This is a genomic window from Polynucleobacter sp. JS-Fieb-80-E5 (assembly GCF_018882015.1).
In the GTDB taxonomy this organism is placed as follows: domain Bacteria; phylum Pseudomonadota; class Gammaproteobacteria; order Burkholderiales; family Burkholderiaceae; genus Polynucleobacter.
The window spans coordinates 13691-40625 of record NZ_JACVPH010000005.1 but is presented as its reverse complement, the minus strand read 5'-3'; the positions used below and the strand labels follow the sequence as shown (position 1 = coordinate 40625).

Sequence of the window (26935 nt, the reverse complement as noted above, 5' to 3'; positions counted from 1 at the left end):
CTAACTAGTTAGCAAAATATAGAAATAAGAGCCCGCAAATGATTGCGAACAATATGGAGGCTTGAATCCACCCCTTACGCAAACCACGCCAAGGTCCAAATTCAATCATCAGTAAGCGCACTCCTCCAGCTAGATGAATAGCCAATAAGATAACTAATACCCATTCACCAAACTTAAATACCCAAAAATCAGTCAACTTCAAAGAGGCCTCAAATCCTTGAGCACCACGCAAGGATTGAGAAAGCATTAAAAAATGTAATGGAATAAAACATGCCAAGAGCAGACCGGACAGACGATGGCATGCATATGCAAAATAAGATAAGTGGCTTTTGGCTCGGTAATCTAAGTGCGGTCTGGAGCTCATAAGCTGCCCCCGGTATACACACCAACTACAGCTGTTGTTCCAAGAGCAAGAATAGCGATTGCAAGAACCCAAGAAATGGGCTTTGCCAATCCAGTCTTTGGAATAGTTTCTTGAAGAATATTGGCTACGCCAATTGGAGCATGGACAAAACATGCCAAAACAAATAACTCATAAAAAAGTGCAAATGCGATATTGCCTTGTGTACGACCCAAAATCTCTTGAGCAGAAATACCGCCCCGGATTGCATAAAAAATAATGAGGAGGTGTATCGCTACACAGATTCCAAGAATCATTGCGCTGATTCTTTGGGCATACCAAAGCTTTGCCTGTAAAACGCCTTGACTCATAACTTGCCCCACTTGCTGCCACGCACTGCGGCTCTTGCCACTAGCTTCTTCAGTCCAGCAATACTTGCCGTTGGTTCAATTGCCTTAGGGCAACGCTCAGTACAGGAACCTTGCGTATGGCAGGCATGACAGCCTGCGTCTCCTGCTACTGCCTGCATACGCTCAAGCTGCTGTACATCTCTGATGTCATTCGTTAATGTCCAAGCTCTATTCAAAGCTGCAGGGCCCAGGTAGTTAGGTCTTGCTTCAACCACTTCACATGAGGCATAACAAACACCACAACCAATACATTCAATTCCGGCATTAGCCAATTGACGCTCTTCAGACTGCGGCTCCACTTTTGCAAAATCGTCGTGACGAGTTTGAGTGCCCTTAAAGAACCCAACTGCACCCTTCCATTTATTAAAGAACTCACGCATATCTGTTGCAAGGTCTTTGATCACGGGTAAATTATTCAATGGTGCAATTTCGAGTGAATCACCCTTCACGATTTGAGACACATGGGTTCGACATGTCCAGCGAGCAACGCCATTCACCGTCATGGCACAAGAACCACACATCCCAACACGGCAGGCAAAGCGATAACTTAAAGTAGGGTCAAGCTTACGCTGGATATAGGTCACCACATCCAAAACGGTTTGATTGGAATTGCGCGGCACCAGGTACTCAACAAACTCCCCCTGCTCTGCGCCACGCCAGACTTTTACTTTGAGATCGGTATTAGACATAGCCCCATTATATCGATAGATAGTAAAAATAAAATCGAATATAATTTTCTTTGAGATAAATATTTACTTTATCTCAATATAAGCACCCTCATGTTTCGCCTGCAATATCCCAACGACAAGTTAACGCTCAATTGGAATAAATCCATCCCTGTTAGGCATTCTTACTAAAGGCAATGTTTTCGCATCCATAACGGCATCTTGAGAGATGATCTTATTTAAATACAAAATATAGGCTGTTGCCGCATAGACTTGATCATTAGTTAATGATTGAGGCGCGTTATGAGGCATCGCCCTCCGGGTGTAATCAAATATCGTTGTGGAATACGGCCAAAAGCTACCAACCGTTTTCACAGGCGAGTTGGTATTTAACGCGCCGCCACCAACCAATCGATTTGCTATAGAACCTTGACCTTTGTCTCCATGGCAAGAAGCGCATTGTTGTTGAAATAGGACTTCACCAGTAATCGCCGTACCAGAACCTGCAGGCAATCCTTCACCATTTGGGCCGATATCAATATTCCATAAGCGAATTTGATTCTCAGAGATGGGCTTGCCAATACCAACTGGCCCATTTGAGTGATAAGAACTACTACAAGCCGTGATAGAACCAATCACAAGCACGCTGTAGATCACCTTCAGAGGAATGCGATTAGCGACCATTGGTAATCTCCCCATTAGCTGCTACGTGCCAAGGCTGAATAGCATTATTGTGATAAAAAAAGTTGGTGCCTTTTTCCTTTAGCAGAGATCCCATTGAGGGCTGCACTGCGCCGCTCGAATCGATGGCGCGACTCATCAGCATAGCCGGGGCACCGTCCCACATCCAAGGGAAGCGGAAACGCACGAGAGACTTATCCATCACTGGCTCCTGTAAGACAGCTTGGGCCCATGAAGTACCGCCATCAGTTGAAACTTCAACGCGCTTAATCATGCCCTTACCCGACCAAGCAAAACCAGATACCTCATAGAAGCCTTTTGATTTGAGCTTCATCATTCCCGATGGTTGTGTAATCACAGACTTCACATCCATTGCAAAAGTAAATTGTTCTGCCTTCCCAGTAGGTAGCAAATCGGTATAAGCAGAAGTTTCCTCACGTGTCTGCCAAGGCTCGGTTCCTAACTTGATACGACGCAACCACTTGATACTCATGTTCCCCTCATATCCCGGTAGGAAGAGTCTTAGGGGGTAACCCTGCTCTGCACGCAACATCTCCCCATTCTGCGCATACACTAATAAGGCGTCATCCATCATCTTGCTCATTGGAATACTGCGAGTCATGGCCGCACCATCAGCCCCCTCAGCTAGGGCCCACTTTGCAGATGGCTGAACGCCACACTCTTGCAAAATTGTCGACAAGCGCACGCCCGTCCACTCACAACATGAAAGGAGTCCATGAATTTCCTGGGCAGTCTTTCCGGTTGCCTTCTTTAGCTCTGCCGCACTATTACCAGAACACTCTAAAAAATACACGCGTGATTCAGATGGAAAGCGCACGATGTCTTCCATGGTAAATATCATGGGCCGATCAACCAATCCATGAATGACTAAGCGATGCTCATCTGGATTGATATCGGGGATACCAGCATGATGTCTTTCAAATACCAATCCATTGGGAGTAATAATCCCATGCAAATTTTGCAAGGGGGTTCTTGAGCCAGTTAAAAAAGTAGGTGGTGGCGAAGGTAGAACCCGAACTACATTCTTCTCGTATTTGGAAGGCAATCCATAAGGAGGATTAATAAAAGTCGATCCCTGAACTTTGGTCCAAGGATCAATAGCTAAAAAATTACTGTCATTGGTCTGCGAGAGCGCATTCTTAGAAGCTAGGATTCCCCCAATGCCGCCCCCAACAGTGAGGGATTTTTGAAGAAATTTACGGCGTTGAGAAACCTCTTTCTTATCCGACATAATTCAGCTGCCTCCATTGTGTGCATTAGCCACATGCATATTCTTTCCTGCACCTTACCACCAAAATAAAATAATTTATATAAATACTCATCCTGAGTTCCTATAAATTTATTGATTATTTTTTCTTTGAGATAAAGAATTTATTTATAATAAATTTCATGTCTAGCATCAAACTCCTCAAAAATTTCATTGCCATCACCCGTCATAAAAGTGTTGCGGCCGCTGCCAGAGAGATTGGTTTAACAGCCGCTGCTGCAGGACAGCAATTACAGCAACTAGAGCAGGAAATTGGAGTAGAGCTTTTTGATAGAACGAAACGTTCTCTTTCGCTCAATAGTAATGGTCGTGCCGTAATTGAGCCGATACAAGAGATTATTGTTAAATACGAATCCCTGGGCTCTAACCTTAAATCCGAACTGAGTGGCACTATTGTTCTAGGAGCCCTAGTATCTACCCTTATGGGTGCATTTGGCAAAACCCTTAATGAACTTAAGCAAAGTTATCCTGAATTAGAAATTAAGCTCATTGCAGGTCTCTCGAGCAACTTCCTTGATCAAGTAATGGAAGGCACTCTAGATGCTGCTATCGTGACTGAGTCCCCTTATGCATTACCCCAAACTGTGCAATGGACCGAGCTCTATAAAGAACCCATGATCTTGATCTCGCCTAGCTCATCCAAGACCTCAAAGAACCTCAACAACTCCCTGCCCTTTATTCGCTTTGAGCGCAATACCTGGACTGGCCATCTAGTTGAACAAACCATCAAGGTGAATAAACTTAAAATTCAAGACAGTATGGAATTGAATTCAGTAGAAGCGATTATTGAATTAGTTAGACAAGGCCTGGGTTATTCAATTATTCCGAAGCTAGCAAATATTGCCTGGACTAGCGATCGTCAATTAAAGATCCAAGAGCTCCCCGGGAAAACGGTCTACCGAAAAGTAGGACTCTTAGAGCGCAAAAAACATGGACGTCAAAACATTACTCAAGCGATAAAGAAACACTTCTTATCGACTCTATAAGGCCTCTCTGTAGAGAGCTGCAGCATCTTGCAGTTTGATTTCCCGTGGGCTATTCATCAATAGACGAGTTTGCAACATTGCGTCAATTGCAAGTTGATCAATGTCCTTTTCTGCAATACCAACCTGACTTAATCGGGTGGGTAGGCCCAAATCTTCAGCCAAGGTAGCAAGATAGTCAACCAATTGAGTGGCTTGATCCATAGTTGAACCTTGTAAGCCTGGCTTAATGATTTGCCCTAAATCGGCATACATTGCATGAGCCGCTTCCAAATTGAAGCGCATTACTGGCGCCAATACTAAGGAATTAGAAAGCCCATGAGGAATATGAAATCTAGCGCCTATTGGATAAGCCAAAGCATGAACGCCTGCAACGGGCGCATTTGTAAATGCCATACCACCTAGGCATGCGCCAAGCAGCATATTTTCACGGGCGACAATATCTTCCCCCGACATCACAGCTCGATGCAGATTGTTTGACAATAATCTCAGTGCTTCCTTGGCGAGACAGTCAGCCATCGGATTTTTTAAATATTTGGTAGTAAACGCTTCAATAGCATGAACCATGGCATCAATTCCGGTTGCAGCCGTAACATGGGCAGGCAAACCTAAAGTTAACTCAGCATCGAGCAAGGCAACATCAGGCAATAAATAGGGAGAAAGAACTCCCTTCTTCTCGCTCTCACTCACCGTCACTACTGAACTCTTGGTAGCCTCAGATCCCGTTCCCGCAGTAGTCGGCACTAATATCAAAGGAAGGCGCGGGCCTTTTGCGTTACCAATTCCATAGATATCAGCTAATTTTTCTTTACCAAGAGAGAGCAATGCCACCAGCTTTGCTACATCCATTGAGCTTCCACCGCCAAAACCAATCACACAGTCAGCTTGATATTCTTGCGCCACTTGAACTGCCATTTCAATTACCGCAACGGGTGGGTCAGCCTGAACATCAGAAAAAATATGTACTGGAATACCTAGCTCTTTGAATTGCGGTAATGCCTTTTCCAATAAACCCGCAGAAAGAACACCTGGATCTGTCACGATGAGCACTTTGTTCGCGCCTTGCTCTCGAGCAATTTTTGCTAGCTGGGTCGAGCCCCCTCTTTGCACCAAGATTGAGCGGGTCGAATGAAAATCAAACTGCATAGAAATCCTTTGTCTATTGCTCAGCTAGGCCATTCAATATGTTGCGCTATATTAAAAAGGCTTCAACAAGACTTTTGCTGCAGCTGTTTTTCCAGCATGTAGATCCATAAATGCTTGTGGTCCATCATCAAGTGAGCGGCTCTCTACCCATGACAAATCACCAAATGCATTACGTGCTAATAAGTTAACTGTGGCCTGTAAATCCACGGTGGAATAAGTGTAAGTTCCAAGTAGCGTGATTTCGGCTAAAGTCAACTTACGCATATCGATTTCGCTAGCCCAATCTTGTAGGCCAACATGCATTACTACCCCACCGGGTTTCACTGCGGCTAAAGCAGTATTTCGAGTTACTGCTGCTCCAACACAATCCATAACAAACTCATAACCGTTTTCGGTTGGCTGTTCATCCATCGGATTAATCGTATTGCAGGCTGCATGCTGTTCAAGCGCCTGTCTACGCAATGGATTTACCTCTGCAACAGTCAGATCGCCAACGCCATAATGCTTTAAAAGCAATGCCGATAACATGCCGATAGCACCACCCCCCAAGACCAATACACGACATTCCTGAATTGGGCGCTGTAATGCCCGCATCGATAGATTAATTGCATGGACTGCAGTAGCAGCTGGCTCAGTTAATGCGGCAGCATCCACGCTTAGCCCATTAGGAATGGCAATCAAGGAGCTTGCCGGAATACTCATGTATTGCGCAAATGCACCCGGTCTCGTCATACCAACCATTGTGCGATTAGCACATAAATTATTTCTACCCTGTAAGCAATATTCGCAATGCCCACAAGTAATTAATGGGTTGCCCGTTACTCTTTGACCCTTGGCAAATAATGAGGAACTGGTTTCCTCTACAGTGCCTGCAAACTCATGCCCCAGAACTAAGCCAGGCTTTCTTCGAGGATCATGTCCATGAAAGGCATGCATATCACTGCCACAAATACCAACCGACTCAATCTTGAGCACGACCTCATTCGCCTCCAAGGAAGGATAGGGTCGCTCCAAAATTTGCATCTCATTTGGCTGGGTATACACCAATGCTTTCATGATTAGATTCCTTACGAAGCTGTATAGCCGCCATCAACCATGATGGTTTGGCCAGTAATATACGCTGATGCCTCACTTGCTAAGAAAATAGCAATGCCATTAAGGTCTTGAATCTCACCATTTCGTCCGATAGCAGTTCGTTCAGCGTGTAGTTTTACAAGGGCAGGATCGCCAAACACTGGCGCTGTTAGTGCTGTCGGAAAATAACCAGGCCCGATAGCATTGCAGGTAATACCAAACTTTGACCATTCTTGAGCAATCGCTCGAGTCAATTGCAAGATTCCACCCTTTGCAGCACCATATGGAGCGCTATTAGCAAATGCACGATAACTCTGTAAGGAGGCAATATTAATTACCCTTCCCCATTGCCGCCCTTTCATCTGTGGAGCAAGCGCTTGAGTCATAAAAAATGGTGCAGCTAGCTGCACATTTAATTGCTCTTGCCAACTCTGCGGAGTGATATCACCAAATGGCTCTCGTAAATTAATGCCAGCAGCATTAACTAAAATGTCCACCTTTCCTAGCTTAGCAAGCACTTGTTTAGATAGCTCTGCAGATTGTTCAAGAACACTGAGGTCGGCCATAAACGCGCTCGCTTTAATGGCCTTTTGGCTTAAACGGCCAACGGCTTCATTTAGAGGCGCCTCCCTACGAGCAGCGATTGCAATTTCAGCACCTGCAAGCCCAAGCGCTAAAGCAATGCCCTCGCCTAAGCCACTACTACCGCCAGTGACCAAGGCAGTTTTTCCCTGTAATCCAAATAATTGATTCATCATAGAACTCATACCTCTACTGGAATACCAAGATCAAATTTTTCATCAGGGAAATATTTCTCAAGTCGATCATCTGCAGTACGAGCATGCGCCTCCATACCTTCTAAGCGACTAATTCTGGCAGTGACCAAAGCCATTTCCTTGCTACCCTCGCGGGTCATCTTTTGCCAAGTGAGTGTTTTCATAAACTTATGAACAGATAAGCCGCCAGAGTATCTAGCTGCACCCTTAGTTGGTAATACGTGATTAGGGCCACTAGTCTTATCACCGAATGCTACCGTTGTTTCTTCACCCAAGAAGAGTGAGCCATAACAAGTCAGATTACTGAGCCACCAATCCAAGTCTTTTGCATGTACTTCAAGATGCTCACTAGCATACTTGTCTGAGATTTGAGCAACTTCTTCACGTGAGCCACATACGATCACTTCACCATAATCGCGCCATGCACAAGCAGCAGCATCTTTAGCAGTTGGTGGCAAGAGATCAATCATCTGAGGCACTAATACCATCACCTCTTTAGCTAATTTCTCAGAAGTGGTGAATAACCAGGCTGGTGATTCATGGCCATGCTCTGCTTGACCAACCAAATCGCTTGCAACAATTTTGGGATCGGCAGTTTCATCTGCAATTACCGCAATTTCAGAGGGTCCCGCGAATACATCAATACCGACCTTACCAAAAAGAGAGCGTTTAGCTTCAGCTACAAACTTATTACCCGGTCCCACAACAACATCAGCAGGCTTTCCAGTAAACAAACCATAGGCCATAGATGCAATTGCTTGTACGCCACCCAATGTCATGATGACATCTGCTCCGGCTGCTTTAAATGCATAAAGAACATAAGGATGGATGCCGCCACCACGAAAAGGGCTTGAACATGCAATGATATTTTTGACGCCTGCTGCCTTAGCAGTGGCTACCGTCATGTAAGCAGATGCGATATGAGCATAGCGTCCTGAAGGCGCATAGCAGCCGACTACATTCACTGGCAAGACCTTTTGACCAGCTATCACCCCTGTATGTAAAGTCGTTGAGAAATCTTGAATGCTATTTTTTTGAGCGATTGCGAAGTCATATACTTGCTTAACAGCAAAATCGATATCATTTCTAACTGAGCTAGGCACATCCGCCAAGATAGCTTTAATGGTTTGCTCAGACATCACAATTTCGCCAGTCCACTTATCCAACCTGGAAGCGTATTCCTTCACAGCTGCTTCGCCATTTTTCTCAATATTGGCCAGCATCTCAGTTACCACCTGTTGGGCAGTTGAAGTTTCTGTCTCAGGCGTTTTTGCTGCTTTTTTTAAGTAATTAATAGACATATTTGTTACCTTCATTGTGTAAGCGCTTACAGCTTAAATCTAAAAAATGAGGTTTCCCTCACTTTTTAGATTGATTTATGTACTACTTAGTATTGTTTGCAAATTCACGTAGCTTTTTATCTGCATTCACCATCTTCATGAATTCATCAGTAATGTATTCATTTGCAGGTGGAACAGTTTGAATCGCGCCGGTTGACTGCATAAATGCCGCAATCGCATTAAACCAGCCATCAACTTGTGAAGGGCCTTTGGAGTTATCCATAATCTTTAACTCAGCAGCCAAATCATAAGTAGGACGAGTATCAAACTCTTTTTTCATGGATGCTTCAGAAATAGTAACGCCGCCCTGCTCATAGAACTTTTTCATCATAGCGATAGCTTGTGGCTTATTTGCGTTCATCCATTTCCATGTACGTAGATAGATAGCCAAGAACTTAGCAACGTTCTGTGGATTCTCTTTTGCATAATCACCGCGAACAATCAATGCGCCCGGAACAAATGCGCCACCATCTTTACCGCTACAGATGACTTTTGCTCCAGCTTTTTCTTCCAAGGTATAGATATTTGGCGCCCATAAGCCACCAAAGTCTGCATTACCAGATGACATGGCGGAAATGATTTCACCTTGACCCATGTTTTTAATAACGACATCGGTCTTAGATAATCCATACTTCTTCAAACAAGACTGAACAGCGTAATCTCCAGTGGAGTTACCAGTCAGCACTATAGTCTGCCCTTTTAAGGATTGCGGATTTGCAGCAAAAGCTTCTGCCGCTTTTGAAGTTGCCAGCAATGCATTACCTGCAGACTCATCATTACTCAGTCCAATAGTCTTAATACCAAATCGGACATAGCCCAATACCGCAGGAACGGATCCGGTGCCGCCCACATCCCAAGATTTGGAAGCGGATGCTGCAATCTGTGGAACACCTGCTGGGAAAGTGCTGAACTCAGGCTTTAAACCTAATTCACCCCACCAACCCTTTTCTGTAGCTACAAAAAAGGGTAGAGCCCAATATAAAGCAGGCTGATAACTTACCTTAATCTCTGTCAACGCAGGCTTTGCCTGCGCTTGTACTTGCCCAATACTGACTGCTGATAAAACTGTTGCCCCTAAGATGCTTGCTAATGTTTTTTTGAATTGCATTTTTATCTCCTTCATATATTACAAAAGTGAATCAATGATCAACGCCCAGGTTTTGCTCCCGTAATAACTTCCAAATCTGACTACGTAACTGCACAAACGAACTTAAATCCATTACATCCTCAATACGCGAATGAGAATCCCAGCCCTCTTTCTCCCGAACAGGCTTAATGTCAATCACCTCCCGAATCAAACCAGGCCTTCTAGACATCACTACCACACGATCTGCGAGATATACAGCCTCCTCAACTGCATGGGTAATAAATAAAACAGTTTTAGGATTCTTGCGAGCCAGTCTTACCAACTCTTCCTGCATGACCACCCTAGTCTGTGCATCCAAAGCTCCAAAAGGCTCATCCATCAACAGCACTTCTGGCTCAAGCACATAAGCGCGTGCAATGGCAACACGTTGCTGCATACCTCCAGATAATTGATGGGGGTATGCCTGCTCATACCCCTCCAGACCCATCAAGGAAATCAAACGCGCAGTCTTATCGCGTTTTTCCTCTGCGCTCATACTCATGGATTTCAAACCAAACTCAATATTCTCTTGCACTGTTTTCCATGGAAACAAAGCAAACTGCTGGAACACGACGGCGCGATCAGGTCCAGGACCCTTTACCTCTTTACCGCCTACCAAAACTCTTCCTTTGCTAGGCATTTCGAGTCCAGCAACCATACGCATACAAGTTGTTTTGCCGCAGCCAGATGGTCCGACGATCGCCACAAACTCTCTGTCCTTAACAGTTAAATTAATTCCGCCTACAGCCAAAAATTCTTTGCCGCCCTGTTTAAAGCTGCGTTCTACGGAATCGAAAACAATATCTGCCATAACTCAAATTTCTCTATAGTGAACAGCGAACTTTTCAGCCTGCCTTAAAAGTACATCAATAAATAAGCCGATGAGCCCAATAGCAATCATGCCGCTCATCACAATATCGGTCTGAATACTGGCTTGACCTTTAACCATCATGTAGCCCACACCACTAGAGGCCACAATTAACTCTGCGCCAACTAAAGATTGCCAACCTAGGCCAGCAGAAATTCTTAGCCCCGCAATGATGGATGGAATTGCTGCCGGAAATAAGACTTCGGTCATTAATCGCAATTTCCCTGCTCCCAACATTCTGGCGGCCTCAAGATACTTTTTATCCACGTGGATAGCGCCACGATAGGTATTAATTAATACAGGAGGAAAAGCACCCATAAAAATGACCAATACTGGACCGCCAATTCCGGTGCCGAACCAAAGCGCTGCAAATGGCACCCAAGCAATTGGTGCAACAAAGCGGATACTTTCAAAAAATGGCGTAATGAGTTGGTTTGCAAATCGAGATAAAGCCATTAAGAGGCCTAATGGAATTCCGATTGCCACGGCCAATAAAAATCCATACAGGAATCGCTGAAAGCTGGAGGCGATATGGGCTAATAGGGTATATCCAGAAAAGGGTTCATTGATCAAATGAATAAATTTGAGAAGAACCTCATGTGGAGCAGGTAAAAATTGCTTGGGTACAAAACCCAAGAGAACTGACAGATACCAAACACCAATAAAGCTAGCAATACCTAGCCCCGTCCACAATACAAACTCACCCTGGTTTAAGCGATCACGATGAGCCATCATGCTCTCCAGGGCATTGCATAACGCTCAGCTTTCGCCAAAATTTGCGTCATAAGCCAGCCAGAAATAGCGACACTGATCATGCCTACCAAAATCATTGCGGGATTAATGTCCTGCGCTGCTTGATTGAGGATTGAGCCTAATCCTAAGGTTGCCCCTACCAACTCAGCGGCAACAAGTGTCGTCCAAGAAGCCTGCAGTGAGAGCCGTAAGCCAGTAAAGATCAATGGCAGAGCTCCAGGTATCAAGACCTCACGGTAATAGGCAAAGCGACTAATGCCCAGCATTGCAGCAGCTTCGCGTTGCGGCATCTCAATGGAGCGAACACCGGTAAAGCTATTAATTACCGCTGGCACGAATGCAGCAACATAAATCACCATCACCTTAGCTGAATTACCTAGACCCAACCATACGATTGCTAATGGAATCCAGGCCAATGGAGGTATTGGTCTCAAAGTTAAAAAGATGGGGTTTACAAAAGCCTCTATCTTCTTATTGGCACCCATCAGGATACCTAGCAAGATACCCAAGGATGAAGACACTAAGAATCCCGTTGTAACCAACATCATGCTCTGAAGAACGTGTTGGTATAACTTGCCATTGCCATACCCTTGCATTGCGATAATCTTGAAAGAATTCCAAGTTTCGGTAGGCGATGGGAATCTTGCGCTCGAGATTGTGCCCGTCCACTCAGTCAAGCCAAACCAAACCAAGAGCAATATGGCAAAAAATAAGACAAGAGAAAAAAGTCTGCTAAAAATTTCTAATTCCTTATAGAATGACAGGAAATGTAAGCGCTTTCATAATAGCCCTAATTTAACAGTAATATAAATTCTGTCCATAAGATTGGATCAGTACTTACCCCAACTGAAGATGAAAAAAAATATCGGTGCAGTCACTATTGATCATGTTGCATCTGCAGCAAAAGTTTCTACTGCGACCGTATCGCGCGCTTTAAATCGTCCCGATACGGTCAGTACAGCGCTCAAAGAAAAGATTCATGATGTCATCAAGAAATTAGGCTACATACCCAATGCTGGAGCAAGATCGCTCATGCTCAAGCGATCAGGAACTATCGGCGCCATCGTGCCAACACTTGATAACGCCATCTTTGCCCAAGGTCTTGCAGAGTTTCAGAAACAACTCAATCAATCAGGCCATCAACTATTGGTAGCTAGCAGCAACTACGAACCCAGTATCGAAACAAATCAAATTACTAACCTATTAGCAAGAGGTGTTGAGGGAATTGCTTTATTTGGAACTAGCCAACAAAGAGATGCATTAAAACTATTAAAGACTAGGGGCATTCCATACATCCATGTGGGGTCATTGTCAGCTCCCCTAGGGGGATATGCATCTGGCTTTGATAATCGAGAGGCTATCAAGTTAGGGGTTGAACACCTCCTTAAAAACGGTCATAAAAATTTTGGCATTCTGAGCGGAATAACCCATAACAATGATCGCGCTAAAGACCGAGTAGCAGGGGCTCTTGAGCTACTGGCTGAGAGAAAAATTCATCTTAAGCCTGAAGTTATTGTGGAGTGCCAATATGAACTTCAAGAAGCCAGGTTAGGGTTAAAGAAGCTAATTCAGAGTAACCCCAAAATTACAGCCATTATTTGCGGTAATGATGTTCTTGCAATGGGTGCGCTGCTAGAAGCTGAACGCCAGGGCATTCAAATTCCACGAGACCTATCGATTGTGGGATTTGATGATCTGGAAATATCCAGACATCTTTTACCTAGTTTAACCACGATTCATATCGATTCAATTGGCATGTGGGCTCAAGCTGCAAGTCATTTAATTTCTCAAATCAATGGTGTAGATAATTTATCCAAGAAAATTAAAGCGAATGTGAATTTAGTAATTCGCGAATCAAGCGCTGCAGCACCAAAGCGTTAAATTTAATTAGTCTTAGTCTTTTTTAATTGCCAATGGCAAATCTTTTGTAGTTGCATAAAAAACGATGAGCTCAGTTGGGACTGACCCACGGTTCATTCCGTGATGCCACTTTCCAACCATCTCAATAATCGCCTCGCCCTTGCGAAAGGTACGCTCGCCACCGCCCTCTTTCACAACGGTTACCTCACCCTCTACAAGATATGCCGCATTAATTGAGGGATGTTGATGAATCGGTAAAGCAGTTTGCGGCGGGATGACGTATCTCATTAATGCAATTTCTGGAGCATCGTTGAGGTATGGAGGCAACCTGCTTCCTGACCAATCATCCGGACTGCGTATAACTAATTCAGTAGTGATACCTGGGTGTGTACCATCAGCATAGGCAATAGCAAAGACTGAAAATAGGACTGCAAATAAAGTGATCTTGATTTTGATCAATTTAAAGTCTCTTCGTTTTTAATGGTTTTCTTTTGCGTGATTGATGGAGTACTTCGGAATCTCGATGACCAAATCTTCACGAGCCACAATTGCTTGGCAAGATAAACGAGACTGAGGGTTCAAACCCCAAGCGCGATCAAGCATATCCTCTTCATTTTCATCTGGAGGATTTAGACTTTGATAACCCTCTTTAACAATGACATGACAGGTGGTGCAGGCGCAGACCATATCGCATGCATGTTCAATCGGAATGTCATTCTCCAGCAATGCTTCGCAGATAGAGGTACCAGGCAAAACCTCAACGACCGCACCTTCTGGGCAATATTCACTATGAGGTAGAACAACAATTTGCGTCATGATCAATTTCTATAGATGGTTAAATTTCAGCGACATTCTTACCAGAAAGCGCTTTTTGAATACTGGCATTCATGCGCATTTGTGCAAAATCATCTGTGGCTTTGGCAGCATGATCAACAGCCTTTCGCACTACCGCGCTATCTGTTTCTTCATTCAAAATCTTTTGCAAGTTAGCCATCTCTTGATCAATGACAGACTGCTCTTCTGCAGAGAGTAAGTTCCTATCACTATCTAAGGCCGTTTGCACGGCATCCAATAATCTTTGAGCGTTCACCTGCTCTTCCCGTAAAGATCGAGCCAACAAATCTTCTTTTGCAGACGAAAAACCGTCTTGTAACATTCTGGTAATTTCAGCATCAGTCAAACCGTAAGAAGGCTTGATATCAATTGAGGCTTTCACTCCAGAACCCTGCTCAGTAGCACTAACAGATAGCAACCCATCTGCATCAACCTGGAAAGTAACCCGAATACGTGCAGCGCCAGCCGCCATCGGAGGGATGCCGCGTAATTCAAACTTACCTAAAGAACGACAATCCTGTGCCAGCTCACGCTCTCCCTGCACTACCTGTATAGCCAGTGCAGTTTGTCCATCTTTAAAAGTTGTAAAGTCTTGTGCCCTGGCAACTGGGATAGGTGTGTTGCGAGGAATAATTTTTTCAACTAATCCACCCATCGTCTCAATACCAAGTGAAAGTGGAATCACGTCCAATAACAACCACTCATCATCTTTACTTTGATTGCCTGCAAGCAAATCAGCTTGCATTGCAGCCCCAAGCGCAACAACTTGATCAGGGTTAAGGTTATTTAATGGCTGCGTACCAAATAACTCACCAACCGCACGCTGCACACTAGGCATACAAGTTGAGCCACCAACCATCACAACGCCTTTTACATCCTCAGCCTTTAAGCCAGCGTCACGCAATGCCTTTTTACAGGCAACTAATGTCTTGGCAAGTAGGTTTTGCGTCATCTCAAAGAATTGGGCCTGACTAATACCGACATTTACTACCGTGCCATCAGCAAGAGTTACATGTACGCGCGCTAATGGGTTATTACTTAATTGCTCTTTAGCATGTTTACAAGCTTGAAGCAGAGTACGGTGATCATGGATCGATAGCGGTGGAAGCTTAGCCTGCTCGATTACCCAGCAGTACAAGCGATGATCAAAGTCATCACCACCTAAAGCAGAATCTCCGCCAGTGGACAGCACTTCAAACACCCCTTTGCTCATGCGCAATATAGAAATGTCAAAGGTGCCCCCACCTAAATCATAGACGGCATATACACCTTCGGAAGCGTTATCTAATCCATAAGCAATAGCAGCAGCAGTGGGTTCATTCAATAAGCGCAACACTTCAATACCAGCCAACTTTGCAGCATCTTTAGTCGCTTGTCGTTGTGCATCATCAAAATAGGCAGGGACTGTAATCACAGCACCCACAATGTCATCGGATACAGAATCCTCAGCCAGTTGACGCAAGCGCGCCAAAATTTCGGCAGAGACTTCAATTGGGCTCTTATCACCGGCAACTGTTCGCAACTTGAGCATGCCAGGCTGATCTACAAAATCATAAGGAGCACTCTCAAGATGCTCCACATCTAGTAAGCCGCGCCCCATAAAACGCTTTACAGAAACAATCGTATTTTTGGGGTCAATAACGATGCTCTCTAGCGCTTCAAATCCAGCTTGGGTTCGCCCATTAGGCAAATAACGTATCACCGAAGGGAGTAGCTCTCTGCCTTGCGCATCTGGCAGCACCTTTGGCAGTGCATCGCGCACGATAGCCACCAAAGAATTCGTGGTGCCCAAATCAATTCCCACAGCAATACGCCGTTGATGAGGCGCTAGGGACTTTCCAGGTTCTGAGATTTGTAATAAGGCCATAAGAAATAGAGTGTAAAGCTAGACTAAAGCAGCAATGGCGTCATCAAGTTCAATAGCGAACTTATCAATAAACAATAAGCCTCGGAGTAATTCAGCAGCCCGCACATAATTGTGAGCATGATCTATTGCCTGGGAAATTTCTAGCAAGGTATCTTGCTTAGAAAGCTCAACCTCCTCCATCAATGCCTCAAGCGCTACCAGGTCTTCTGCCTGTTCATCTAAATTTTCACGCCAATCCATTTGCTTCATGAGAAAAGCAGCAGGCATAGCAGTATTGGTTTCTAACTTGGCATCAACACCATGAAGCTGGCAAATATAGAGGCCGCGTTGAATAGGATTCTTCAGTGTTTGCGCAGCAGTGTTAGCAAGAGTAGCCATCTGCATAGCAAGGCGCTGTTCAGCATCGCTACCACGCGCATGGCGATCGGGGTGCACTTCCTTCTGAATCGCCAGGTATGCCTGATCTAGAGCAGGCAAATCGATTTTGAATTGCTGATTTAAACCAAAGAAGCGGAAGTAATCGTCAGACGCGGAAGGATTCGCCACAACCACACTCATCTTTTACGTTTGGATTTTGAAACTTGAATCCCTCGTTCAAACCCTCGCGCACAAAGTCTAGCTCCGTACCATCCAAGTAAGCCAAGCTTTTTGGATCTACAAATACCTTAATGCCATTGGATTCAAATACCTGATCCTCAGCTGCAGGCTCATCTACATACTCAAGCTGATATGCCAAACCAGAGCAACCTGTTGTGCGAACACCCAAGCGCAAGCCGCAACCCTTGCCACGCTTCTCAAGATTGCGGTTTACGTGTGCAGCTGCTTTGTCAGTTAAGGTAATTGCCATAGTTTTATCTGCTTATTTCGCTGGGTGCTTTTCTTTGTAATCCGCTACTGCTGCCTTGATAGCATCTTCAGCCAAGATGGAGCAGTGAATTTTTACTGGCGGCAAAGCCAACTCTTCAGCGATGAGTGAATTCTTGATCTCTAGAGCTTGATCCAAAGTCTTACCCTTAACCCATTCGGTTACCAGGGAAGAAGAAGCAATCGCTGAACCGCAACCATAAGTCTTGAACTTGGCATCTTCAATCACGCCTTGATCGTTCACACGAATCTGTAATTTCATTACGTCGCCACAGGCTGGAGCCCCAACCATACCAGTACCTACACTGTCGTCGCCCTTTTCAAATGAGCCAACGTTGCGGGGATTTTCGTAGTGGTCGATGACCTTTTCGCTATATGCCATGGTAATTCCTCTTTAATTTCTTTATCTTTAAATATCTTTTAGTGTGCAGCCCATTGAATCGTGCTGATATCGATTCCGTCTTTATACATTTCCCACAGCGGAGATAACTCACGTAACTTGGCAATCTTTTCTTTTACTAACTTGATAGTAAAGTCCACCTCTTCTTCAGTCGTAAAGCGACCTAAAGTAAAGCGAATGGAGCTATGAGCCAACTCATCGTTGCGACCCAAGGCACGTAATACATAAGAAGGCTCTAACGATGCCGAGGTACATGCTGAACCAGAGGAGATCGCTAAATCTTTTAACGCCATCAACATAGACTCGCCTTCAACATAGTTAAAACTAATGTTGAGGTTATGCGGAACACGATCATCCATGTCGCCGTTGACATAGACTTCTTCAATATCTTTCAAACCATTGAGTAAGCGGTCACGCAATCCACGGATACGCTTGTTCTCTTCAACCATCTCTAAACGAGCAATGCGGAAAGCCTCACCCATACCAACGATTTGGTGAACAGCCAAGGTTCCGGAGCGCATACCGCGCTCATGACCGCCGCCATGAATCTGCGCCTCAATACGAATACGTGGCTTACGACGCACAAACAAAGCGCCAATGCCTTTAGGACCATAAGTCTTGTGGGCAGAAAAGCTCATCAAATCTACTTTGATTTTTTCTAGATCAATATCTACTTTGCCAGTCGCTTGTGCTGCATCCACATGAAAAATCACGCCACGTGAACGGCACAATTCACCAATTGCAGGAATATCTTGCACAACACCGATTTCATTATTGACATACATCACTGAAGCCAAAATCGTGCCCGGCTTCATTGCAGCTTCAAGCTGCGCAAAATCAATCAGGCCATTAGGCAATACATCTAAATAAGTCACTTCAAAACCTTCGCGCTCAAGCTCACGACAAGTATCTAGAGTTGCCTTGTGCTCAGTCTTAACAGTAATGATGTGATTACCGCGATCTTTGTAAAAATGCGCCGCGCCTTTTAATGCCAAGTTAATACTTTCAGTGGCACCACTAGTAAACACAATCTCTCTTGGATCAGCATGTACCAACTGCGCAACCTCTGAACGCGCCCACTCAACAGCTTCTTCTGCAGCCCAGCCATAAGCATGACTACGAGAAGCGGCGTTACCAAACTGCTCACGCAAATAAGGCAACATTTTGTCGACCACACGCGGATCAATCGGCGTTGTAGCTGAATAGTCCATATACACCGGGAAGTGCTTAGGGCTGAACATAGGAACCGGTTGTTTCGGAAGGTCTTGTGGTGCGTTCATGGTTTATTTATCGGTAGGTAATACGTTATTAACTTTGGCGCGCCAAATTGAATACGGAATTCACTAATGGCGCTTTAGGCGCTACTTCTTTTTTAGCTGCAAGTGCTGTAGCAGGCTTATCTGCTTTAGAGCTTTCAACTTTAATTTTCTTTTGACGCATATCTTGAATCACAATGCCGCGCCCTTCTTGCTGATGAACTAAATCTTTTAAGCTCACCGAACTGAGGTACTCAACCATTTTGGAATTGAGATTACTCCAGAGATCATGCGTCATACAGCGGCCATGATTTTCTTCATCGGTATGACAGTTGCCTTTGCCGCCACATTGGGTTGCATCGAGAGGTTCATCGACAGCAACAATAATATCGGCCACACTCACCTCAGAGGACGGACGTGCCAAGGTGTAACCACCGCCAGGACCACGAGTGCTCTCCACGATATTGAAACGGCGTAATTTGCCGAACAATTGCTCGAGGTAAGAAAGGGAAATCTTTTGTCTTTGGCTAATTCCGGCCAAAGTTACGGGGCCATGCGTTTCACGCAGGGCTAAATCAATCATTGCGGTTACTGCAAAACGACCTTTGGTTGTAAGTCTCATATGTCACCTTGGTAATGGATTGTTATGGACAGCTAACAGTCGGGCGGGTAATACCCGACCATTCCACTCAACTTTACCATATTCCCTATCAAATTGCTCGGGAATTATCCCGAAAAACCTCAATGCAAGCCAGGAATTAGCTGCTCAATCTTTAGACAGAGTCCCTAGATCTAGCCCCAAAAGCCATTTCTTTAACCTTAGTGAGCCTATCGCGGGTGCTAGCAGCCTTTTCAAACTCCAAATTTTTGGCTTCAGTGTTCATTTGCTTCTCCAGACGCTTAATTTCCGCTGCTAAGTCCTTCTCGCCCATATCTTCATAGTGAGCCCGCTCCTGCTCAACCTGCATCTCCTGACGCTTCTCTTTGACGTCATAGACACCATCAATAATGTCCTTAATGCGCTTTTTGACGCCCTTAGGCTCAATCCCATGAAGCTTATTGAAGGCAATTTGCTTGGTTCGCCGTCTTTCAGTCTCGCCCATTGCGCGCTTCATAGAGTCCGTGATTCGATCGGCATACAAAATTGCCTTGCCGCGCACGTTACGAGCAGCACGGCCAATGGTCTGAATCAAGCTGCGTTCTGAACGTAAGAAGCCTTCTTTATCGGCATCCAAAATGGCTACAAGAGATACCTCAGGAATATCCAAGCCCTCGCGCAATAAGTTAATACCGACCAGCACATCGAAGACACCCAAACGTAAGTCACGCAAAATTTCTACACGCTCTACCGTATCGATATCGGAGTGAACATAACGCACCTTCACGCCGTTATCAGAAAGATAGTCAGTTAATTGCTCGGCCATCCGCTTAGTCAACACAGTCACTAGAACTCGCTCATGCACTTTGACGCGTGCATGAATTTGATCTAACAAATCATCGACCTGTGTACTTGCTGGCAACACTTCAATTTCTGGATCAACCAAACCAGTTGGTCTAGCTACTTGCTCGACAACCTGTCCTTGATGCGCTTTCTCATAATCAGCCGGTGTTGCAGAAACGAAAATAGTTTGACGCATTTTGGTTTCAAACTCAGTAAATTTGAGTGGGCGGTTATCCATCGCCGAAGGCAAACGAAACCCAAATTCCACCAAAGTATGTTTACGAGATTTATCCCCGTTATACATCGCGTTTAACTGCCCAATGAGGACATGGCTCTCGTCGAGGAACATCAAAGCATCGTTAGGCAAGTAGTCCACCAGCGTCGGCGGGGCTTCGCCGGGAGCGGCTCCGGAGAGGTGGCGAGAATAGTTCTCAATGCCTTTACAGAAACCTAACTCATTGAGCATCTCCAAATCAAAACGAGTACGCTGCTCGAGACGTTGTGCCTCAACTAGTTTGCCATCCTTAACAAACTCATCTAAGCGCGTGCGCAACTCTGTTTTGATGGTTTCGATTGCTTTCAAAACAGTTTCACGAGGTGTGACGTAATGTGAACTTGGGTACACAGTAAAGCGTGGAATCTTTTGACGAATCTTGCCAGTGAGAGGATCGAAGAACTGCAAACTCTCCACAACATCATCAAACAACTCTACCCTTACTGCCAACTCATTATGTTCAGCCGGGAAAATATCAATCGTGTCGCCACGCACTCGAAACACACCGCGCTTGAAATCCGTTTCGTTGCGGTCGTATTGCATCGCAATGAGGCGCATTAAAATATCACGCTGACTCATCTTGTCACCAGGACGTAATGTCATCACCATGCTGTGATAGTCACCAGGATTACCAATACCGTAAATTGCAGACACGGTCGCAACAATAATGACGTCTCGACGCTCTAATAAACTCTTGGTTGCAGACAAACGCATCTGTTCGATGTGCTCGTTAATAGAAGAATCTTTTTCGATAAAGAGGTCGCGCTGAGGAACATACGCCTCAGGCTGGTAATAGTCGTAATAGCTGACGAAGTACTCAACGGCGTTTCTCGGGAAAAACTCCCTAAATTCGCTATAAAGCTGGGCAGCTAGGGTCTTATTCGGGGCAAAAATGATGGCAGGACGGCCGGTTCTGGCGATGACATTAGCCATCGTGAAGGTCTTTCCAGAGCCAGTAACCCCTAAAAGCGTCTGGAAGGTCAATCCATCCTGAATACCCTCAACCAAGGCATCAATGGCCTGGGGTTGGTCCCCAGCGGGTGGAAATGGCTGATAGAGCTGATAAGGGGAGTCTGGGAAGCTTACAAACTTGGCCGGATCGAGGTCGTGGCCCGCCTCACCCAAGGGATCTGCCACAGGGGTTTTTTGCACTTCTTTTACTTCAACTTTTAGACCAGTTTTGGGCAACTTAGGAGGCATCTCGGCTATCATTTCACCTGTGAGAGTTATTCACAGCGAATTTTGTACAAACAATGATTTTGCCGTTTTTCTTAGGAAATAGTTGATTCTGGCTTCAAAAACCTACAATTAAACTGAATATAACGTCAACAACAAACAAAACCACCCTTAATTACCCCTTAACCACCACTTTCGACCTCCAATGACCCTGTTTGCCTCAGTCCAGCTAGCCCCTAAAGATCCTATTTTTGGCCTCACAGAAGCCTACGTTGCAGACCAACGTGCTGACAAAGTGAATTTAGGTGTTGGCGTGTATTACACAGACGAAGGGAAGGTGCCACTTCTTAAGGCCGTGATTAAAGCTGAAGAGGCGATTGTTGCAAAGCACTCACCACGTAGCTACATTCCAATCGAAGGTCCAAATCCATACAACAGTGCAGTGCAAAATTTATTGTTTGGCGCTGACTCCGCACTCATTAAAGACGGTCGTGTTGTAACTGCCGAATGTCTTGGTGGTACCGGCGCATTGCGCGTTGGTGCGGACTTCATCAAGCGCTTGAACCTCAATGCACCATGCGCTATTAGTAACCCAACCTGGGAAAACCATCGCGGCATTTTTGAATCTGCTGGCTTTGATGTGGTTGAGTACACCTACTTCGATGGAAAAACTCGTGGTGTAGATTTTGACGGCATGGTCAAGTCTTTAGAGTCTTTCCCAAAGAACACTACTGTGTTGTTGCATGCTTGCTGCCACAACCCAACTGGTGCAGATATTACTGAAGCACAATGGCGCCAAGTGATTGATATCTGCAAAAACAAAGACCTCATCCCCTTCTTGGATATGGCCTACCAAGGCTTTGCTGATGGAATTGAGAAAGACGGTATTGCCGTTCGTCTCTTTGCTGATTCAGGCATGTCTTTCTTTGTATCAAGCTCTTTCTCCAAGTCATTCTCACTCTACGGTGAGCGTGTTGGCGCCCTGTCCATCGTCACACAAAGCAAAGATGAATCGACTCGCGTGCTTTCACAATTGAAGCGCGTGATTCGCACTAACTATTCCAATCCTCCAACTCATGGTGCCGCAATTGCTGCTGCTGTTTTAAATTCCCCAGAATTACGCAAGCTCTGGGAAGATGAGTTGGCAGAAATGCGTGATCGCATTAAAGCGATGCGACATGGCTTGGTTGAAAAACTAACTGCTGCTGGTGTAAAGCAAGATTTTGCTTTTATCGAGAAGCAACGTGGCATGTTTTCTTACTCAGGTTTAACAGCTGAGCAAGTTGATCGCTTACAGAAAGAGGATGGCATTTATGCTCTCTCTACTGGACGCATTTGTGTTGCAGCCCTCAATACCAAAAATATTGATAAAGTGGCTAAAGCAATCGCCCGCGTATTAGCTGAATAAGGCGTAATAAGCGGATACACTGAATTATTGGAGGCATCATGCTATATCAGCTACACGAGTTCCAAAAAGCCTTACTTCAACCCATGAGCTCATGGGCACGTGCTGCCTCACAGGCATTTATCGATGGTTCTAATCCGGCATCCAAGGTGCCGGGATCGGATCGATTGGCAGCTAGCTATGAACTTCTCTATCGCTTAGGCAAGGATTACAAAAAACCGGAATTTGGTATTCGCTCTGTTACAGCACATGGTCACGAAGTTGCGATTCACGAAAGAATAGTCATCGCAAAACCTTTCTGTAATCTGATTCGTTTTAAGCGCTTTTCTGATGATGTAGAAACCATCAAGAACCTCAAAGAAGATCCGGCTGTACTAGTAGTCGCTCCAATGTCTGGTCATCATGCCACTTTGTTGCGTGACACAGTGCGTACCCTCTTGCAAGACCATAAGGTTTACATCACTGATTGGATCGATGCTCGCTTGGTACCAGTAGAGGATGGTGAATTTGGTCTTGATGACTATGTACATTACGTGCAAGAATTCATACGCACCATCGGCGCTAAAGACTTACATGTGATTTCCGTTTGCCAACCTACTGTTCCAACTTTAGGCGCAATTTCCTTAATGGCCTCTGCCGGCGAAGCAACGCCAGCATCCATGATCATGATGGGCGGCCCTATTGATGCACGCAAGTCACCAACTGCGGTAAATAACTTAGCTGATCAGAAATCATATGAGTGGTTTAAGAGCCACGTAATTTATAACGTGCCGCCTAACTATCCGGGCGCTGGCCGTAAAGTTTACCCAGGCTTCTTGCAACACACTGGCTTTATCGCCATGAACCCACAGAACCACCTGCAATCACATTGGGATTTCTTCCAAAACTTAGTGCGTGGCGACGAGCAAGATGCAGAATCACATATTCGCTTTTACGATGAGTACAACGCTGTGCTAGACCTGGACTCTAAGTTCTACTTAGATACCATCAAAACTGTTTTCCAAGACTACTCATTGCCAAACGGCACTTGGGAAGTTGCTGGCGAACTTGTTAAGCCACAAGATATTAAAAAGACTGCTCTCCTCACTATTGAAGGTGAGCTGGATGACATCTCTGGAAGTGGTCAAACACGTTCTGCACATGCTTTATGTGCCGGCATTCCAAAAGACAGTAAAGACCATTATGAAGTTGCTTGTGCTGGTCACTATGGCATCTTTGCTGGTCGTCGTTGGCGTGAGAAGGTTTACCCAAAGATTAAGACGTTCATTCGTGAGCATCAGAATACGAAGAAAACTGCCACACGGACTGCTAAGTCTGCATAAATTAAGGGCTCTTCGGAGCCTTTAATTTTAAGAAGAATCCAACAAGTCTTTTCCATGAGCCAAGCAAATAACCTCATCGATCAACTTGAGAATATTCTTCCGCAAACCCAATGTACTAAATGCGGCTACCCAGACTGTCGTGGGTATGCCGAGGCAATGGCCTCTGGAGATGCACTCCCAAATCGCTGCCCGCCTGGTGGGGTTGAGGGTATTGAGCGCCTAAGTAAGGTGTTGATACCCATCTACCCCCAAGATGCCTTTGAGCTTCATCCCACTATCGATCCAGAGTGTGGTGTAGAACGCCCAAGGCCAGTAGCGTTTATTGATCCACAGAAATGCATTGGCTGCACTCTCTGCATTCAGGCATGCCCTGTTGATGCGATCGTTGGAGCTTCCAAGCAAATGCATGTGGTGTTGACTGAGTGGTGCACTGGTTGTGATCTCTGCATTCCACCGTGCCCTGTTGATTGCATTAGCATGATTGATGTCACCGGCAATAAAACTGGTTGGGATGCCTGGTCCCAAGACTTGGCAGATATCTCCCGTCAGCGCTATCACGATCGCGAGAAACGACTCAATAGAGAGCAAAAAGATAATGATGATCGCTTGGCCAAAAAGGCTGAAACTAAATTAGCGGCGGTCAATGCTGAAAGTCCTTCATCTGCTGACGAGTTAAAAGAACAAGAGCGTAAACGCGCCATCATTGCGGCGGCCATTGCACGAGCCCAACAAAAGAAATGATGAATCTAGAAAAGCGTCGTGCTTTTTTTGAGCAGCTTAAAGCCAATAATCCCAAACCAGAAACTGAGCTGGAATATAGCTCGCCATTTGAGTTGTTAATTGCGGTACTACTATCGGCACAAGCAACTGATGTCTCAGTTAATAAGGGAACGCGCAAGCTCTATAGGGTGGCCAATACACCGCAAGCCCTTTTAGATCTTGGCGAAGATGGTGTTAGGCCCTATATTCAACATATCGGATTATTCAACTCTAAAGGTAAACATATTCAAGAAACCTGCCGACTACTCCTAGAGAAACATGGTGGTGAAGTTCCGCAAACTCGCGAAGAATTAGAAGCTCTACCTGGTGTTGGCAGAAAAACAGCCAACGTCATTCTGAATACTGCCTTTGGGCAACCTACGATTGCGGTGGATACGCACATCTTTAGAGTATCTAACCGAACAGGGCTAGCGCCCGGCAAAGATGTAATCAAAGTGGAAGAACAATTGCTGAAGCGGGTACCTAAGGAATACTTATTAGATGCCCATCACTGGCTTATTCTGCATGGCCGATATACCTGCAAGGCGCGCAACCCAGATTGTGCACAATGCATAGTAGAACCACTATGCGGCTTTAAACAAAAAACTGGTAAAGGAAAAGTTCGTGGCGATATTTAATCCATCCCGTGAAGAAGTGCGTCGCTTTTTCTGTGACACCTGGAAAAAGAAGATCGAGAATCATATTCTTGATCCGATGGAGACGTTGGCCAGCGATTGGATGGTTGAGCACCCCGAATACCACGACTTACTCAAAGATCCAGAGGGTGCTCTTGCTCAGGACTACACGCCGGAACGTGGCGAAACCAACCCCTTCTTGCATTTGTCGATGCATCTTTCGATTAGTGAGCAGATCTCAATCAATCAGCCGCCCGGCATTAAAGAGATTGCAGACAAACTATCCCTGAAGTTGGGTTCAATGCATGAGGCCCAGCACGTAATGATGGAATGCCTAGGGCAAGTGATGTGGGAAGCGCAACGTGAGGGTCAACCACTTAACCCAGAGAAGTATTTAGAAGCCCTGAAGAAATTGACTTAATCCTCTTTCATATTGGCACGCTTCACTATTGGCTCTAGCCTTGCTTTCTCATCTGCGAGGAATTTAGTAAACGAGGCTCTCGTTCCAGGTGATGGCTCAATACCTTGTGGTGTTAGGCGACTCTGAACAGCCTCAGTCTTCAGACCCGCATTAATCGCTTGATTCATTTTCTCCAAAATAGCATCAGGTGTGCCTTTGGGCGCAAAAACTCCAGCCCAGTGACCAATGAAAACTTCAGGATACCCCTGCTCTTTAGTTGTTGGAACATCAGGCAGAGCAGCAATTCTTTTATTCCAAGTGGAAGCAATTGCTTTTAATTTGCCGCCTTGGATTTGCGGAATTACTACAACACTTGCCTCTGAGGTTGCATCAACTTGATTGGAAATAACAGCCACCATTCCTTCGGAACCACTTTTATAAGGAATGATTTCATATTTACCGCCTGCTTTTACCTTCAACATCTCCGCTACGAAGTGTGGAGTACTCCCAGTACCAGCAGTCGAGAAGTTAAGCCCCTTGGGATCTTTGGCTAGAACAAGCAAATCCTTCATATTATTGATTTTGGAGTCTGCTGAAACAACAATAATGGATGGGCTTATAGCGAGCATCCCAACGGGCACTAAATCGCCTTCCTTATATGGCATGGATGACTTAATCATTGGGTTGGTAATAATTCCACCAGCACTAACAAAGAAGGTGTACCCATCTGGCGCACTCTTTGCTACAAAATCTGCGCCCAATATAGAACCAGCGCCTGGTTTGTTTTCAACAATAATAGGTTGACCCAATTGCTTTGAGGCAGCTTCAGCAACCACTCTGGCAACAGTATCGTTAGCGCCGCCAGGACCAAACCCAACAACAAATTTAATGGGGTGATTAGGCCAAGGGTCAGCAGCAAACACCGGTCCAAATACTAAAGATAAGAATGCAATCAGAACAGCTTTAGTAAAACACTTCATTTCTATGGTCCT

The 26935-nt window shown here is 45.2% G+C and carries 30 protein-coding genes; 7 read left to right on the top strand and 23 right to left on the bottom strand.

Going from position 1 to position 26935, the window contains the following annotated elements; translation table 11 throughout:
• Positions 1-4 precede the first annotated feature (4 nt).
• From sdhC to soxC, 5 genes are all read right to left on the bottom strand, one after another.
• Entirely contained in the window at positions 5-364 is a 360-nt protein-coding gene (gene sdhC, locus ICN44_RS08410; protein ID WP_216263516.1) for a succinate dehydrogenase, cytochrome b556 subunit, read from the bottom strand.
• On the bottom strand, positions 361-711 hold the full coding sequence (locus ICN44_RS08405) for a succinate dehydrogenase (RefSeq protein ID WP_216263515.1): 351 nt from the start codon (positions 709-711) through the stop codon (positions 361-363). Before ICN44_RS08405 ends, sdhC begins: the two co-directional genes overlap by 4 nt.
• Positions 708-1439, bottom strand: a complete 732-nt coding sequence (locus ICN44_RS08400) for a succinate dehydrogenase/fumarate reductase iron-sulfur subunit (RefSeq protein ID WP_216263514.1) — start codon at positions 1437-1439, stop codon at positions 708-710. The genes ICN44_RS08405 and ICN44_RS08400 overlap by 4 nt, the downstream gene beginning before the upstream one ends.
• Before the next feature lie 120 nt (positions 1440-1559).
• Positions 1560-2099, bottom strand: a complete 540-nt coding sequence (locus tag ICN44_RS08395) for a c-type cytochrome (RefSeq protein WP_216263513.1) — start codon at positions 2097-2099, stop codon at positions 1560-1562.
• A complete protein-coding gene (soxC, locus tag ICN44_RS08390; protein ID WP_216263512.1) occupies positions 2089-3348 on the bottom strand; it encodes a sulfite dehydrogenase in 1260 nt (419 codons plus the stop codon). Before soxC ends, ICN44_RS08395 begins: the two co-directional genes overlap by 11 nt.
• Positions 3349-3506: 158 nt before the next feature.
• On the opposite strand from soxC, the gene ICN44_RS08385 reads away from it, so the two are divergent.
• Positions 3507-4370 carry a LysR family transcriptional regulator gene (locus ICN44_RS08385; RefSeq protein ID WP_216263511.1) on the top strand — a complete coding sequence of 288 codons (864 nt, stop codon included), beginning with the start codon at positions 3507-3509 and terminating at the stop codon, positions 4368-4370.
• On the opposite strand, the gene ICN44_RS08380 is transcribed toward ICN44_RS08385, so the two are convergent.
• The 8 genes from ICN44_RS08380 to ICN44_RS08345 all read right to left on the bottom strand — a co-directional run bounded on the left by ICN44_RS08380 (position 4365) and on the right by ICN44_RS08345 (position 12142).
• Entirely contained in the window at positions 4365-5513 is a 1149-nt protein-coding gene (locus tag ICN44_RS08380; RefSeq protein WP_216263510.1) for an iron-containing alcohol dehydrogenase, read from the bottom strand. The genes ICN44_RS08385 and ICN44_RS08380 overlap by 6 nt on opposite strands.
• Positions 5514-5564: 51 nt before the next feature.
• Entirely contained in the window at positions 5565-6569 is a 1005-nt protein-coding gene (locus ICN44_RS08375; protein ID WP_216263509.1) for a galactitol-1-phosphate 5-dehydrogenase, read from the bottom strand.
• An 11-nt stretch (positions 6570-6580) separates the two neighbouring features.
• Complete coding sequence (locus ICN44_RS08370; RefSeq protein WP_370624890.1) at positions 6581-7345, bottom strand: SDR family NAD(P)-dependent oxidoreductase; 765 nt, start codon at positions 7343-7345, stop codon at positions 6581-6583.
• Between the two features lie 5 nt (positions 7346-7350).
• Positions 7351-8664 (bottom strand): histidinol dehydrogenase, encoded by a 1314-nt coding sequence (gene hisD, locus ICN44_RS08365; RefSeq protein WP_216263508.1) that lies wholly within the window; start codon positions 8662-8664, stop codon positions 7351-7353.
• Positions 8665-8746: 82 nt separating this feature from the next.
• On the bottom strand, positions 8747-9811 hold the full coding sequence (locus ICN44_RS08360) for an ABC transporter substrate-binding protein (RefSeq protein ID WP_216263507.1): 1065 nt from the start codon (positions 9809-9811) through the stop codon (positions 8747-8749).
• Between the two features lie 31 nt (positions 9812-9842).
• The gene (locus ICN44_RS08355; RefSeq protein WP_216263506.1) at positions 9843-10640 is read right to left on the bottom strand and encodes an ABC transporter ATP-binding protein; all 798 of its coding nucleotides are present in this window, start codon (positions 10638-10640) and stop codon (positions 9843-9845) included.
• Between the two features lie 3 nt (positions 10641-10643).
• Positions 10644-11432, bottom strand: a complete 789-nt coding sequence (locus ICN44_RS08350) for an ABC transporter permease (protein ID WP_255537535.1) — start codon at positions 11430-11432, stop codon at positions 10644-10646.
• Positions 11429-12142, bottom strand: a complete 714-nt coding sequence (locus tag ICN44_RS08345; RefSeq protein ID WP_255537533.1) for an ABC transporter permease — start codon at positions 12140-12142, stop codon at positions 11429-11431. The genes ICN44_RS08350 and ICN44_RS08345 overlap by 4 nt, the downstream gene beginning before the upstream one ends.
• 160 nt (positions 12143-12302) lie before the next feature.
• On the opposite strand from ICN44_RS08345, the gene ICN44_RS08340 reads away from it, so the two are divergent.
• Positions 12303-13331, top strand: a complete 1029-nt coding sequence (locus ICN44_RS08340; RefSeq protein WP_216263505.1) for a LacI family DNA-binding transcriptional regulator — start codon at positions 12303-12305, stop codon at positions 13329-13331.
• Positions 13332-13343: 12 nt separating this feature from the next.
• On the opposite strand, the gene ICN44_RS08335 is transcribed toward ICN44_RS08340, so the two are convergent.
• From ICN44_RS08335 to uvrB, 9 genes are all read right to left on the bottom strand, one after another.
• A complete protein-coding gene (locus ICN44_RS08335) occupies positions 13344-13769 on the bottom strand; it encodes a cupin domain-containing protein (RefSeq protein ID WP_216263504.1) in 426 nt (141 codons plus the stop codon).
• An 18-nt stretch (positions 13770-13787) separates the two neighbouring features.
• On the bottom strand, positions 13788-14126 hold the full coding sequence (fdx, locus tag ICN44_RS08330) for an ISC system 2Fe-2S type ferredoxin (RefSeq protein ID WP_216263503.1): 339 nt from the start codon (positions 14124-14126) through the stop codon (positions 13788-13790).
• Between the two features lie 19 nt (positions 14127-14145).
• Positions 14146-16011 (bottom strand): Fe-S protein assembly chaperone HscA, encoded by a 1866-nt coding sequence (gene hscA, locus ICN44_RS08325; RefSeq protein ID WP_216263502.1) that lies wholly within the window; start codon positions 16009-16011, stop codon positions 14146-14148.
• A gap of 18 nt (positions 16012-16029) precedes the next feature.
• Entirely contained in the window at positions 16030-16557 is a 528-nt protein-coding gene (hscB, locus tag ICN44_RS08320; RefSeq protein ID WP_370624889.1) for a Fe-S protein assembly co-chaperone HscB, read from the bottom strand.
• Entirely contained in the window at positions 16535-16858 is a 324-nt protein-coding gene (gene iscA / locus ICN44_RS08315; RefSeq protein ID WP_012357505.1) for an iron-sulfur cluster assembly protein IscA, read from the bottom strand. Before iscA ends, hscB begins: the two co-directional genes overlap by 23 nt.
• Positions 16859-16870: 12 nt before the next feature.
• The gene (gene iscU, locus ICN44_RS08310; protein WP_068322308.1) at positions 16871-17257 is read right to left on the bottom strand and encodes a Fe-S cluster assembly scaffold IscU; all 387 of its coding nucleotides are present in this window, start codon (positions 17255-17257) and stop codon (positions 16871-16873) included.
• A gap of 38 nt (positions 17258-17295) precedes the next feature.
• A complete protein-coding gene (locus ICN44_RS08305) occupies positions 17296-18555 on the bottom strand; it encodes an IscS subfamily cysteine desulfurase (protein ID WP_370624888.1) in 1260 nt (419 codons plus the stop codon).
• Positions 18556-18583: 28 nt separating this feature from the next.
• The gene (locus ICN44_RS08300; RefSeq protein WP_215321639.1) at positions 18584-19153 is read right to left on the bottom strand and encodes a Fe-S cluster assembly transcription factor; all 570 of its coding nucleotides are present in this window, start codon (positions 19151-19153) and stop codon (positions 18584-18586) included.
• 151 nt (positions 19154-19304) lie between these two features.
• Positions 19305-21458 (bottom strand): excinuclease ABC subunit UvrB, encoded by a 2154-nt coding sequence (gene uvrB, locus ICN44_RS08295; protein WP_255537529.1) that lies wholly within the window; start codon positions 21456-21458, stop codon positions 19305-19307.
• 169 nt (positions 21459-21627) lie between these two features.
• On the opposite strand from uvrB, the gene ICN44_RS08290 reads away from it, so the two are divergent.
• The 5 genes from ICN44_RS08290 to ICN44_RS08270 are packed head-to-tail and all read left to right on the top strand — an operon-like array spanning position 21628 to position 25964.
• Positions 21628-22830, top strand: coding sequence for an amino acid aminotransferase (locus tag ICN44_RS08290; RefSeq protein WP_216263500.1), 1203 nt, complete (start codon positions 21628-21630; stop codon positions 22828-22830).
• A 38-nt stretch (positions 22831-22868) separates the two neighbouring features.
• Positions 22869-24149, top strand: a complete 1281-nt coding sequence (locus tag ICN44_RS08285) for a polyhydroxyalkanoate depolymerase (protein ID WP_216263499.1) — start codon at positions 22869-22871, stop codon at positions 24147-24149.
• 54 nt (positions 24150-24203) lie between these two features.
• Positions 24204-24890, top strand: coding sequence for an electron transport complex subunit RsxB (gene rsxB / locus ICN44_RS08280; RefSeq protein WP_216263498.1), 687 nt, complete (start codon positions 24204-24206; stop codon positions 24888-24890).
• Positions 24890-25546 carry an endonuclease III gene (gene nth / locus ICN44_RS08275; RefSeq protein WP_216263715.1) on the top strand — a complete coding sequence of 219 codons (657 nt, stop codon included), beginning with the start codon at positions 24890-24892 and terminating at the stop codon, positions 25544-25546. The genes rsxB and nth overlap by 1 nt, the downstream gene beginning before the upstream one ends.
• On the top strand, positions 25539-25964 hold the full coding sequence (locus tag ICN44_RS08270) for a DUF1841 family protein (protein ID WP_216263717.1): 426 nt from the start codon (positions 25539-25541) through the stop codon (positions 25962-25964). The genes nth and ICN44_RS08270 overlap by 8 nt, the downstream gene beginning before the upstream one ends.
• Here the strand turns inward: ICN44_RS08270 and ICN44_RS08265 are convergent.
• Positions 25961-26923 carry a tripartite tricarboxylate transporter substrate binding protein gene (locus ICN44_RS08265; RefSeq protein WP_216263497.1) on the bottom strand — a complete coding sequence of 321 codons (963 nt, stop codon included), beginning with the start codon at positions 26921-26923 and terminating at the stop codon, positions 25961-25963. The two genes, ICN44_RS08270 and ICN44_RS08265, sit on opposite strands and share 4 nt — an antisense overlap.
• Positions 26924-26935 lie beyond the last annotated feature (12 nt).